Source organism: Octadecabacter sp. R77987 (genome assembly GCF_042466115.1).
Lineage (GTDB): Bacteria > Pseudomonadota > Alphaproteobacteria > Rhodobacterales > Rhodobacteraceae > SW4.
The window spans coordinates 1,525,681-1,537,049 of the sequence record NZ_JAXHBQ010000001.1 but is presented as its reverse complement, the minus strand read 5'-3'; the positions used below and the strand labels follow the sequence as shown (position 1 = coordinate 1,537,049).

General features: G+C 60.7%; 12 protein-coding genes. 3 read left to right on the top strand and 9 right to left on the bottom strand.

The window, feature by feature from the left end; translation table 11 throughout:
* Positions 1–5 precede the first annotated feature (5 nt).
* On the bottom strand, positions 6–515 hold the full coding sequence (locus tag SJY21_RS07785) for an SH3 domain-containing protein (RefSeq protein WP_377508538.1): 510 nt from the start codon (positions 513–515) through the stop codon (positions 6–8).
* A gap of 115 nt (positions 516–630) precedes the next feature.
* Here SJY21_RS07785 and SJY21_RS07780 point away from each other — a divergent pair, with 115 nt between their 5' ends.
* Positions 631–1,617, top strand: a complete 987-nt coding sequence (locus SJY21_RS07780; protein ID WP_377508535.1) for a 2-hydroxyacid dehydrogenase — start codon at positions 631–633, stop codon at positions 1,615–1,617.
* On the opposite strand, the gene SJY21_RS07775 is transcribed toward SJY21_RS07780, so the two are convergent.
* The 4 genes from SJY21_RS07775 to panC form a co-directional block, all read right to left on the bottom strand.
* A complete protein-coding gene (locus SJY21_RS07775; RefSeq protein ID WP_377508533.1) occupies positions 1,614–2,255 on the bottom strand; it encodes a hypothetical protein in 642 nt (213 codons plus the stop codon). The two genes, SJY21_RS07780 and SJY21_RS07775, sit on opposite strands and share 4 nt — an antisense overlap.
* Positions 2,256–2,336: 81 nt before the next feature.
* Positions 2,337–2,528: a hypothetical protein gene (locus SJY21_RS07770; RefSeq protein ID WP_377508530.1), complete on the bottom strand. Its 192-nt coding sequence runs from the start codon at positions 2,526–2,528 to the stop codon at positions 2,337–2,339.
* A 164-nt stretch (positions 2,529–2,692) separates the two neighbouring features.
* On the bottom strand, positions 2,693–3,505 hold the full coding sequence (panB, locus tag SJY21_RS07765; RefSeq protein ID WP_377508527.1) for a 3-methyl-2-oxobutanoate hydroxymethyltransferase: 813 nt from the start codon (positions 3,503–3,505) through the stop codon (positions 2,693–2,695).
* Positions 3,502–4,359 carry a pantoate--beta-alanine ligase gene (gene panC / locus SJY21_RS07760; protein WP_377508524.1) on the bottom strand — a complete coding sequence of 286 codons (858 nt, stop codon included), beginning with the start codon at positions 4,357–4,359 and terminating at the stop codon, positions 3,502–3,504. The genes panB and panC overlap by 4 nt, the downstream gene beginning before the upstream one ends.
* A gap of 166 nt (positions 4,360–4,525) precedes the next feature.
* Between panC and SJY21_RS07755 the strand changes: the two genes are divergently transcribed.
* On the top strand, positions 4,526–7,018 hold the full coding sequence (locus tag SJY21_RS07755) for an FAD-dependent oxidoreductase (protein WP_377508522.1): 2,493 nt from the start codon (positions 4,526–4,528) through the stop codon (positions 7,016–7,018).
* Positions 7,019–7,054: 36 nt separating this feature from the next.
* Here the strand turns inward: SJY21_RS07755 and SJY21_RS07750 are convergent, their stop codons facing one another.
* Positions 7,055–7,498 (bottom strand): EF-hand domain-containing protein, encoded by a 444-nt coding sequence (locus SJY21_RS07750; RefSeq protein WP_377508519.1) that lies wholly within the window; start codon positions 7,496–7,498, stop codon positions 7,055–7,057.
* Between the two features lie 192 nt (positions 7,499–7,690).
* Between SJY21_RS07750 and SJY21_RS07745 the strand changes: the two genes are divergently transcribed.
* A complete protein-coding gene (locus tag SJY21_RS07745) occupies positions 7,691–8,233 on the top strand; it encodes a Hint domain-containing protein (RefSeq protein WP_377508516.1) in 543 nt (180 codons plus the stop codon).
* Positions 8,234–8,237: 4 nt separating this feature from the next.
* Here the strand turns inward: SJY21_RS07745 and SJY21_RS07740 are convergent, their stop codons facing one another.
* The 3 genes from SJY21_RS07740 to SJY21_RS07730 all read right to left on the bottom strand — a co-directional run bounded on the left by SJY21_RS07740 (position 8,238) and on the right by SJY21_RS07730 (position 11,322).
* Positions 8,238–8,972, bottom strand: coding sequence for an HNH endonuclease (locus SJY21_RS07740; RefSeq protein WP_377508513.1), 735 nt, complete (start codon positions 8,970–8,972; stop codon positions 8,238–8,240).
* Positions 8,972–10,048, bottom strand: coding sequence for an NAD(P)/FAD-dependent oxidoreductase (locus SJY21_RS07735; protein WP_377508510.1), 1,077 nt, complete (start codon positions 10,046–10,048; stop codon positions 8,972–8,974). Before SJY21_RS07735 ends, SJY21_RS07740 begins: the two co-directional genes overlap by 1 nt.
* 191 nt (positions 10,049–10,239) lie before the next feature.
* The gene (locus SJY21_RS07730; protein WP_377508508.1) at positions 10,240–11,322 is read right to left on the bottom strand and encodes a BMP family ABC transporter substrate-binding protein; all 1,083 of its coding nucleotides are present in this window, start codon (positions 11,320–11,322) and stop codon (positions 10,240–10,242) included.
* Positions 11,323–11,369: the final 47 nt, after the last annotated feature.

Below are 11,369 nucleotides of genomic sequence, written 5' to 3'. Positions count from 1 at the left end.
CAAGTCTAGTCGCGCATTTCATCCGCGCCAACACCCCAAAGGGCCGATTTCGGGGCCCAGCCGCGATAGCCACCTGCCGTCAGGCGGCAATAGGTTTCATTGCATTCGCCAAGGCGGGCAATCACGCCAACTTCCAGCACAGCCGTTTCGGGCGATGTATCATCCGCGCGGGCATGAAGCGGCAGCAGGTCTTGATCAACGATCACCGTGCGCGTGCCCGACAGCAGCGAATAATGCACCCAGCCGCCCACGCCGTCACGGTCAATCACGCGCCGCCAGTGGCCGTATTCATCGACGATCTGTAGTGGCATGTCGCGGCGGTTGAACACCCAGTCAATCCGGTGACTTAGCGACGGGCCGCGCCGCACGTTGCCCTCGTTCGCCTTCATCGACACGAATCGCGGGAGAGGCAGGTTGGTTTCAGGGCCAAGTTCGCCAACGGTTTCCTGCGCACTGGCCATTGCCGCCACTGCCACAAGGGCAATCACCATCAGACTGCGCACCAAACCGATCATTGGACTACCTGTTACCTAAATTCTCTGCTCTGCGGCATCGGGGTTCTTGTGCCGCCTGCGCCTGACTGGCAACCTGCCAGAGAACGCGCGCATTTGGAAGCGAGAGGAGCAGATCATGCCAAGCAAACGCCTAAGTGTTGTTGTCACGCGACGGTTGCCCGACGTGGTCGAAACCCGCCTGAAAGAGCTGTTCAACGTCGAATTGCGCGACGGTGATACCCCGATGACCGGCGAAGAACTGGCCGCGGCCATGCAGCGCGCGGATGTCCTGGTGCCTGCGGTGACCGACACGCTTGATGCCAAGGTTCTGGCGCAGGCAGGCGAGAAACTGAAGCTGATCGCCAATTACGGCGCCGGGATTGACCATATTGACGTGCACACCGCCCGTCAGCGCGGCATTCTGGTGGCCAACACCCCCGGTGTCGTGACCGAGGACACGGCCGATATGACCCTTGCGCTGATCCTGGCCGTGACACGCCGCATTCCCGAAGGGCTTGCGTTGATGCAATCGGGTGATTGGGGCGGCTGGGCGCCCACGGCGATGTTGGGCGGACGGATTGGTGGGCGGCGTCTGGGCATTTTGGGGATGGGCCGGATCGGGCAGGCGATAGCGCGGCGTGCCGCCGCGTTCGGGATGCAAGTGCATTATCACAATCGTAAACGCCTTCGTGCGGAAATCGAGGACGCGCTTGAGGCGACCTATTGGGAAAGCCTTGACCAGATGGTCGCGCGGATGGACGTGATTTCGATCAACTGTCCGCATACGCCCAGCACGTTTCACCTGATGAACGCACGGCGGCTGAAACTGATGAAAGCCGACGCCGTGATCGTCAACACCTCGCGCGGGGAAGTGATTGACGAAAACGCCCTGACACGGATGCTGCGGGCTGGTGAACTGGGCGGCGCGGGGCTGGACGTGTTCGAGCACGGGTCCCAGATCAACCCCCGCCTGCGCGAACTGCCCAACGTTGTGTTACTGCCCCACATGGGGTCCGCCACGATTGAGGGGCGGATCGAGATGGGCGAGAAGGTCATCATCAACATCAAGACATTCGACGACGGCCACCGCCCGCCCGATCTGGTGGTGCCGGGGGTGCTTTAGGGCCACTGCACCGGCAGGTTGCCGGCGTGTTCGTCGACGATCTTGCGGTAGTGTTTCATGTGGTGGTCCATGCCGGCGTTGTTGTCGCGCGGGGCCAGCCGTTTGGCGGTGCCAAGGTGGCGAAAGCCGCCGGGCAGGGTGGTGACGAAATCGTCGCTGCGCAGGATCGACAGGGCCAGATGTTCGTTGCGCAGGCGGGTCGCGCCCCAGCGCGGACGCGGCGCGGCAAAGCCAATCGCGGGCACGCCCCAGCTTTTGGACAGGATTTGTGCAGCCGCGGCCCCCAGTGAATGCCCGATGATGAATTTTGGCGGGATATCGGCGAAATGGTCAAAGATCGCCTTGGAATAGGTGAGGAAACCCTGATGCCAGATCGCGCCGCTGTGGCCCTTGCCGGTCGCGCTGTCTTCAAGGCGGTAACGTGTGCCACCAATCTTGAATACACGTAGATTGAACAGGATATAATCGCCGACCGAATTACTGCCGGGTAACAACAACACACCATTGTTCAGCATAAAGGCCGTGACATCGCCGTGATCCAGCCCGCGCCGGATCAAAGGGGCAACGGACGGATGGGTTGCTGCGTGTTTGCCAGCCTCGGCCAGTTGCGCGGCGGCTTTGATGGGGTAACGGTGCATGGTGCCCTCCGTGTTCAATGCCTGAACACGTTAGCACACAGATACCCACACGCTTATGGGGGTTTCCCCCACCTTTGGGTGTTACCGGATCAACCCGCGCGTGGAATAGCGCATGTCGTCATTGTCTGGACGTGCGCCGATCACATCGGGCGAAAAACCACCGATATCCATCATGCTTTGTGTGTCCATACGGGACGTGTATCCGCTGTTTTGGGCAGAACACGCACCAAGAGTTGTCACCGCAACAAGCGCAGTAATAGCGAAACGGGTCATACTACTATCCTCAACGGAGCCACTATTGGCGCGGCCCTCATTTGTTTAACTGCCAGACATATAGCATGAATTTGCCCGCTTGCGACATGTGAATGCGCGCGATTGTTTCCCCTGCGGCAAAAATGCCGCGCAGGTCAACTTGGGGCAAATCACTGCCAGACCGACTAGCGGTAAACCTCTTCCTCACTTGGGAACGACCGGTTTTTCACCTCTTCGGCGTAACGTTTCACCGAATCTTCGATCATCGGGCCAAGCGAGCCGTAAACCTTGACGAATTTCGGAGTCCAAGGGTTCATGCCCAGCATATCCTCAAGCACCAGAATTTGCCCGTCGCAGTCGGCGGATGCGCCGATGCCGATGGTGGGAATGTCGATCTGTTTGGTGATCTTGGCGGCCAGCGGTTCGACCATGCCTTCCAGCACGACGGCAAAGGCGCCTGCCTTGGCCACGGCGCGGGCGTCGTCCTCGTGGGCGGCCCATGTGTCTTCATTGCGGCCTTGGGTCTTGAATCCGCCCATGACGTGGGATGATTGCGGGGTCAGGCCGGTGTGCGCCATCACCGGAATCCCGCGCTGCACCAGAAAGTGGATCGTTTCGGCCATGCGCGACCCGCCTTCAAGTTTCACCGCGCCACAGCCGGTTTCTTTCATGATCTTGGCCGCGTTGCGGAACGCGATATTTGGCGATTCCTCGTAGGTGCCAAAGGGCATGTCGACCACGATCAGCGCCTTTTTCGTGCCGCGCACCACGGCCTTGCCATGCATGATCATCAGGTCAAGCGGAACACCAACGGTGCTGTCCATTCCGTGCATGACCATGCCCAGACTATCCCCGACCAGAATGAAATCGGCGTATTTATCGACAATCGCCGCCGTGTGCGCATGATAGGATGTCAGCGACACGATCGGATCACCGCCCTTGCGGGCTGCAATTTGCGGCACGGTATTGCGGCGGATGGTTTCGGTCTGGCTGCTCATGGTGTGATCTCTCGCTGGTCAATTAGCATGACGGGATTGTCGTTGGGGCCGAATTCGACCGATAGCATGATCGCAATCGGCCCTTTCATCAGCCCCGTCGCGGGGGCAAGGGTGGCGGGTTCAACGATATCAACGGCGCGCAGACGGGCGCGTGGTTCGGCGTTGATGGTGGTGCGCAGGGCCTGATCAATCCGGTCAATGGGAACGCGGCGGGCGGCAGTGGCTTGGGCTTTGTCCAAAGCGCGCGACAGAACCACAGCCGCCTTGCGGTCGTTTTCCGTCAGGCGCACGTTGCGTGATGACATGGCAAGCCCGTCCGGTTCGCGCACGGTCGGCACGCCGTGAATGACCAAGGGCATATGCAGGTCGCGCACCATGCGTTTGATGACCTGAAGCTGTTGATAGTCCTTTTCGCCGAAATAGGCGGCGTCGGGCTGGTTGATGTTGAACAGTTTCGCCACAACCGTGGCCACCCCGCGATAATGGCCGGGGCGCACAAGCCCGTGCAGCACGTTGGCCAGCCGCGTGGTTTCAACGATGGTTTCTTCGCCTTCGGGGTAAATCTCGGCCGCATCGGGGATCAGCACCGCATCGACACCCGCATCACGCAGCATCGCCAGATCGGCGTCTTCGGTGCGCGGATAGCTGGCAAGGTCCTTGGGGTCGCCGAATTGCGTGGGGTTGACGAATATCGTCGCGATCACGCGGGTATGTGCTGACCTGGCCGCAGCGACCAGCGCCATATGCCCCGCGTGCAGCGCGCCCATGGTCGTCACAAGCCCAACAGTGTCGCCGGCGGCGCGAAAGCCGGCCACCGCAGCGCGGATGTCGGAAATGGTGCGGCAGACCTGCATATCTTCCCCAATGGTAACAATCTTGCGCCATTGTTACTGCCCGGCAGGACGCTTCACAACTGTCCGCTGTCGCATTCGCGCCAAAGGTGGTCGGGACACTCTCGCCCCGCCTTGCGATTTGCGCCAAATTGCGGCCAACGAAATGCGCCAGCGAAAGAGTCGCCCCATGAAAACCAATGTCAAAGCCCTTGTTGTCGGCGGTGGTGCCGTCGGCACCTCGATTGCCTATCACCTTGCCAAAGCGGGCTGGAAGGACGTCATGCTGCTGGAACGCGACGAACTGACATCGGGGTCAACGTGGCACGCGGCTGGCCTGCTGCCGCTGTTCAACATGTCCTTTGCGACGACCCATATCCACAAGTATTCGGTCGATTTCTACAAGGCGCTCGAGGCGGAAACCGGTCTGAACGCGGGCTTTGCCGTGGTTGGCAACCTGCGCATGGCCCAGACGGATGAACGCATGGATGAATATATGCTATATGCGTCCACCGCGGAAACCTGTGATGTGCCCTATGAATGGCTGACGCCCGCGCAGATCAAGGAACGCTGGCCGCTGATCCGCACCGAAGACCTGAAAGGCGCGCTTTATCATCACACCGACGGCTATATTAACCCCGCGGACGTGACGCAGGCCATGGCCAAGGGCGCGCGCCAGCACGGTGCCGTGATCGAACGCAAGTGGCAGGCGGACGCGTTCCACTGGAACGGGTCGGCATGGGAGGTCACCTGCACGAAAATGGTGGAAAAGGGCGGCAATCTGGTCGCATCTGACGAACAGATCGTGATTACCGCCGAACACGTGGTTACGGCGTCCGGCAACCACGCCCAGACCACGGCGAAAAAGCTGGGCATCAAGATTCCGGCCATCCCGGTCGAACACCAGTTTATCGTCATGGATCAAGACCCGGCGCTGGTCGAATACCGCAAGAACGGTGGGGCAGAACACCCTGTTGTGCGTGACGCCGATGCGCAATCCTACGTGCGCGAGGAACGAGGCGGCTGGATCTTGGGTGTTTACGAGAAAAACGCGCCTGCGGTGTTTGAATACGGCGTTCCCGATAGTTTCCGTGCCGATCTGTTCCCGCTCGATCTGGAGCGGATCGAGGAACAGTATATGGCGATGATCCACCGTGTCCCGTCCTGCGAGGAAAGCGGGTTGAAGGATGATTTCAACGGCCCGATTTGCTATACGCCTGATGGCAACCCGCTGGTCGGCCCCGCGCCGGGCCTGCGCAACATGTGGCTGGCCGAAGGGTTTTCCTTTGGCATCACCGCCGCTGGTGGCACCGGGTATTACCTTGCGCAGATGATGGTCGATGGCGAGGCCGAGATCGACATGGCAAGCCTTGACCCCAAGCGTTACGGCGACTGGATGACCACCGAGTTTGCGGCCCGCAAGAACGAGGAATGCTACGACCACGTCTATATCCTGCACCACCCCGATGAAGAACGCCCCGCTTGCCGCCCGCTGCGCACATCGCCCGCCTATGATCGTCAGGCTGCACGTGGCGCACAGTTTGGCTGGGTCAACGGCTGGGAACGTCCAAACTACTACGCACCGATGGGGTTCAACGACCATGACAGCCGGTCCTTCCGCCGTGGCGGCTGGTGGCAATATGCGGTTGAGGAGGCAAAGGCGATCCGCGAAGGCGTGGGTCTGGTCGATGCTACGGCGTTCACCAAACATATCGTCAAAGGCCCCGGCGCGACCGCGTTTCTGGATTGGTTCACAACCAACAAACTGCCGCGCGTGGGCCGGATCAACCTGACCTATGCGCTGACGGCGCACGGCACGACCCGCACGGAATACACCATCGTGCGCCTGTCCGAGGATGAATATTATCTTGTGAGTGCAGGGGCTTGGACGGAATACGATGCCGACTACCTGCGCAAGGCGATCGAGGACAAAGAGGCCGAATTTGGCCGTATCGAGTGCCAGAACGTCACGACCCAATGGGGCGTGCTCGCTATCGCCGGCCCGAAATCGCGCGATGTCTTGAACGCGGTGATCAAGGACGCAGAACCGGAAACCGCGCTGTCAAACAAGCGCTTTCCGTGGTTGTCGGCGAAACGGATCGAACTGGGCATGTGCCCCGTCAACGCGATCCGTGTGGCCTATACCGGCGAACTGGGTTGGGAATTGCACCACCCGATCGAGATGCAGAATTACCTGTTCGATCTGCTGGAAAAAGCGGGCGAACCCCATGGCATGAAGCTGGTCGGCGCGCGGGCGCAAAACTGGCTGCGGATGGAGAAATCCTACCGCGCGTTCGGCACCGAGTTGGGCCGCGATGCGACCCCGCTCGAGGCGGATTTGCCACGCTTCGTGGACCTGTCCAAGGATTTCCACGGCAAGGACGCAATGGAAGCCCACGGCATCCGCGCCAAATGCGTGACCCTGCTGATTGATGGCCCGTCTGACGCCGATCCCTGGGGCCGCGAGGCGCTGTATCACGGGGACACCCGCACCGGCCGCCTTACCTCGGGCGGGTATTCGGTGGCATTCGGAAAGTCCATTGGGATGGGTTACGTCAAACCCGAACACGCCGAAGTAGGCACCAAGCTTCAGGTGAAGATGCAGGATAAACTGTGGAATTGCGAGATCGTCGAGGATAGCCCCTACGATCCGGCCAACGCCACGATCCGCAAGGACGGTTAAAGCAAAAGGGCGGGCAATTTGCCCGCCCTATTCACGTCAGTTGCGGCCGCGGCCGAAATCATCGGCGGTAATGCTACCGTCGCCGTTCATGTCCATTATCTCGAACCACCCTGCGCTTCCGGCGGCGAATTCGGCGCGGGTGACTGCGCCGTCGCCATCTGCGTCGTTATAGGCAAGGGTGAGGCCTTGCATCATTCGCCCGCCGCCTTCGCCTTGGCCATTGCCGTGGCCGCCTGCGTTCTGGGCCATGTCTGCCGCGCGGGTTTCATCAAAATGGGCGTATTCGGTCGCGTCGAGGCTGTCGTTTAAATCACCGTCAAACATGCTAAAAATCATATCGCGGCGCTCGACGATTTCCGTGGCGCTAACAGCGCCATCGGCATCAAGATCCCAGTTTTCGATGAAGTGGCCGCCAGGGCTGTTTTGGGCCATCGCTGCTGGGGCGACGAGGGTCAGAACAAGTGCGAGGGAACGAAACATTTTGAACTCCTTATGTTTGCATCTCTATAACGATACGATTTCCATTTTCCGTCGCGACGAACCGACGCAGGCAGTGATCGCAGCAAAACGAAGTCGTTCAAACTGCCCTGAACTGCCTCATTTGCGCCATGACGCGGCCTGTTTGCTGCGCGATCCTGTTTGAAATCCGCATGAACGACGGAGCGAGCAGAGATGAGACATCACCCAGAATTGCAGGCGCTTGCGCCTTGGGTCGCGGCCTTTGGGTTCGCGCCGCACACGCAGATCGCCACGCCGAACGGGTTGCGGGATGCGCAGGATTTGCGCGTTTGTGACCTTGTGACCACCCGTGATGACGGGGCGATGCCGATCAGCGATGTGCGCGAGGCCGTGGCGGCCCCCGCCGAACGGGCGCATTATCCGGTGCGTATTTCCAAGGGCGCGCTTGGCTTTGGCCTGCCGCTTGCAGACCTCGATATCGGCCCGCAGCACCGCGTGTTGTTCCAGCATATCCGCGTGCCGCTTCTGTTCGGAGAGGATGCCGTGCTTGTCCGTGCCAAATCCCTTGCCGCGTCCCATGACGGCGTCACGGTGCAACGCGCCGTGGTGCCGGCAAGCTATGTGCAACTGACCCTGCCAAAACAGTCGGTCATCTATGCCAATGGCGTGCCTGTCGAAAGTATCCTGCCTGATGGTATCTGCGACCTCCCCTTCATGACCATTCGCGCCTGGGAACTGCAGGCAGCGGTGGCCTGATCCGCTAACCCTGTCGTTCCAGAAAGCGCGCATGGTGGCGTGCCATCAACGACGGGTCGGGCAAGAACCTTTCGGGTGTTTCCAACCTATCGCGCCCCTGTGAAAGCGCCGCGCGTGCCCGATCACCCAATCGTGCGGAAACGACGATCCTGTGGTTTGGATCAAACGAAATCAAATGGCGATCAAAGGCGCGGTCGTGCAGCGCATTGAGGCACAAGCCATTGCGCGGGTTCATCCGGTTCGCCGGATCATCAGACCAACCTATGATATGTGATGCCGTAAGAAGCGCGGGCTCGGCTATGCCTGTAATCGCACAGCGCCCCTGATAGGACGTCAGGATCATGCGCCGAAAGAACGCCTGCCCGTCGCGTGCCGTTGTGTTGATTTGACGGTCTCGTCCCTCGCGCAATCCGGGACCATAGTGCGCCGGTGGCGCAGGCGCAAAGGCACCGTCAATGTATCGGTCAGCAGCTATCACAGGGTCCGGATTAGTCAGAAATTCGGCCCAGACGGCGCGATCGGTGGCGCTGGCATTTGCCATGCCTTTTTGGGGCAAAGTTTCATCCAGGGCAGCCAGATTGGCCAGTTTCAGGGCGATTGCACTGGGTGTGCGCCCCAACTGATGGGCAAGGGTAATGACATCGGGATTGGTCTTGTGAAACCGGCCGAAACTTGTGCGCAAATAGAGGGCCAGTGCGGCGCGCACCTCGGCCATGCTCCAGTTGCGCCGCTCTGCCATCAGCCAAACCGCGCCGGATCGACGGCGGCAACGATGTCGGAACCAATCGCGGGTGTTTTGCCGCCGATCAGGTCAGCCAGAAGTTGGCTGGCGGCGGGGGCGGTTTGGAAGCCGTAGCCGCCCTGTCCTGCGCACCAGATGAAAGACGGATCGCGCATGTCGCGCCCCAGCACCAGTTGCCGGTCCGGCGCGAATGTGCGCAGTCCAGCCCAGTTTGCCAGCATCCGCGTGACCGGTTCGGTGACGTGCTCTTCATAGCGGGCCAGCCCTTCGGCCAGCACCATGTCATCGGCCCATGCATCGTGCGGATCACACAGGTCTTCCTCGGCGGGGGAAACGATCAGCGCGCCCGCATCCGGCTTGCAATACCATGTTTCGCCCGCACCAAAGACCATGGGCCATTTGGTCATGTCGTGTCCGCCGGGTGCGGGGATACGCGCCATCGAACGGCGCAGCGGCGTAAAGCCAAGCGTGCTGATGCCTGCCAGTATCGCGATCTGGTCAACCCAAGCACCTGCGGCGTTGACCAGTATTTTGCCTTCGTAAGATTGTTCGCCCGATACAACGTGCCAGCCAGCGCCGATGCGCCGGATTGCATCCACGGGCGCGCCGGTTACGACCTGCCCGCCGTTTGCGCGGATTTCACGTGCGAAATTCTGGATCAACAAATCGGTGTCGATATCCCATGCGGAGGTGTCAATCGCCGCGCATTCGACCACATCGGTGTTCAGGATCGGGATGATCGTCTTGGCTTCGGACGGGGTGATTTCGTCCATGCCCATATCGGCCACGTCCTTGCGGAAGGCGGCATTGGTGTCGGCGGTCCCGACCACCATCAACCCGCGCGGCGAGAGCACGCCGCCGTTGGCGGTGGCGTGATAGTCCTTTGAGGCACGGTTCAGCGCGACGACCGAAGGCTTGCCATAGCTTTCCTCGAACAGCGCCGCCGAACGGCCTGATGCGTGAAAGGCCAGTGCGCTTTCGCGTTCCAGAACCGTGACGTGGCCCAGATGTGACAGGCGCGCGCCGGCGGAAATGCCCGCGATACCGCCGCCGATGATGATGAAGTCTTGCATGAGGTCCGCCCGGAAAAACGTGGTTTGTGGCGAGGCTAGATCACCACGCCTGGCTGCGAAAGGCCAGAATTCGGGGATGGGTCAAGACCCATCCTACAGGGTGGGGCAGGCTTGTAAGGTGGGTCTTGACCCACCCGCCCGAAACGCAAAAGGCCCGCCATGGCGGGCCTTCGCATCTGTTGTGATCAGGCTTAGGACGGGATGTCGCCGTCGATACCTTCAACATAGAAGTTCAGACCGGCAAGCGCGCCATCATCTGCAATCTCGCCCTCGGCCAGCCAAGCAGAGCCGTCCTGCTTGTTGATCGGGCCGGTGAAGGGGTGATAGCTGCCATCGGCGATTGCATCGCGCATCGCTTCGGCCTCGGCCTTGATGTCGTCGGGCACAGCGCTCGAAATCTCGCCGATACCGACCATGCCGGTGCCGATCCCGTCCCAAGTGTTCACGCTTTCCCAAGTGCCATCCATCACGGCCTGCACGCGGTCGATGTAATAGGGCGCCCAGTTGTCGATGATCGAGCTGATACGCGGCATCGGGCCGTATTCGGCCATATCGGCGGCCTGACCAAATGTGTAAACGCCACCGGCTTCCTTGGCGGCGGCGTGGGGCGCGGTGCTGTCGGTGTGCTGCAGCACGACGTCACATCCCTGTTCGATCAGCGCCTTGGCGGCGTCGGCTTCCTTGGCGGGGTTCAGCCATTCAAAGATCCAGATGATCTTGAATTCCACATCGGGGTTCACTTTGCTGGCGTGCAGATAGGCCGAGTTGATGCCGCGCACGACCTCGGGGATCGGCACGGAGGCGATGTAGCCGACCTTGTTTGTCTGGGTCATCTTGCCGGCAAGGTGGCCCTGAATGGCGCGCCCTTCGTAGAAACGGGCGGAATAGACCGACACGTTATCGGCCTGTTTGTAGCCGGTCGCGTGTTCGAACTTTACATCGGGGAACTTGGCCGCGACGTTGACTGTTGGGTCCATGAAGCCGAACGAGGTGGTAAAGATGATGTCGGCACCACCCAGCGCCATCTGCGTGATCGCGCGTTCGGCGTCCGGGCCTTCGGGCACGGATTCCTGATAGACCAGTTCAACGGCGTCACCGAAATGTGTCACCATTTCCTCGGCGGAGTGGTGGTGGTGCTGGGTCCAGCCACCATCGTTGATCGGGCCGACATAGATGAAGCCGACCTTGGTCTTGTCCTGTGCGCGCAGGGGTGCGCCAAAGGCTGTCGCAAGTGCCGCGGCGGCACCGGATGCAAGCAGTGTTCTACGTTTCATAATGGTAGTCTCCCAAGTGTTGGACCGGTAGCAGACCCGGCGGTATT

What these genes read in the sequence shown, in the direction of transcription:
- SJY21_RS07785 (WP_377508538.1), bottom strand. Translation starts at nt 515, where the DNA reads ATGATCGGTTTGGTGCGCAGTCTGATGGTGATTGCCCTTGTGGCAGTG.
- SJY21_RS07780 (WP_377508535.1), top strand. Translation starts at nt 631, where the DNA reads ATGCCAAGCAAACGCCTAAGTGTTGTTGTCACGCGACGGTTGCCCGAC.
- SJY21_RS07775 (WP_377508533.1), bottom strand. Translation starts at nt 2,255, where the DNA reads ATGCACCGTTACCCCATCAAAGCCGCCGCGCAACTGGCCGAGGCTGGC.
- SJY21_RS07770 (WP_377508530.1), bottom strand. Translation starts at nt 2,528, where the DNA reads ATGACCCGTTTCGCTATTACTGCGCTTGTTGCGGTGACAACTCTTGGT.
- panB (WP_377508527.1), bottom strand. Translation starts at nt 3,505, where the DNA reads ATGAGCAGCCAGACCGAAACCATCCGCCGCAATACCGTGCCGCAAATT.
- panC (WP_377508524.1), bottom strand. Translation starts at nt 4,359, where the DNA reads ATGCAGGTCTGCCGCACCATTTCCGACATCCGCGCTGCGGTGGCCGGC.
- SJY21_RS07755 (WP_377508522.1), top strand. Translation starts at nt 4,526, where the DNA reads ATGAAAACCAATGTCAAAGCCCTTGTTGTCGGCGGTGGTGCCGTCGGC.
- SJY21_RS07750 (WP_377508519.1), bottom strand. Translation starts at nt 7,498, where the DNA reads ATGTTTCGTTCCCTCGCACTTGTTCTGACCCTCGTCGCCCCAGCAGCG.
- SJY21_RS07745 (WP_377508516.1), top strand. Translation starts at nt 7,691, where the DNA reads ATGAGACATCACCCAGAATTGCAGGCGCTTGCGCCTTGGGTCGCGGCC.
- SJY21_RS07740 (WP_377508513.1), bottom strand. Translation starts at nt 8,972, where the DNA reads ATGGCAGAGCGGCGCAACTGGAGCATGGCCGAGGTGCGCGCCGCACTG.
- SJY21_RS07735 (WP_377508510.1), bottom strand. Translation starts at nt 10,048, where the DNA reads ATGCAAGACTTCATCATCATCGGCGGCGGTATCGCGGGCATTTCCGCC.
- SJY21_RS07730 (WP_377508508.1), bottom strand. Translation starts at nt 11,322, where the DNA reads ATGAAACGTAGAACACTGCTTGCATCCGGTGCCGCCGCGGCACTTGCG.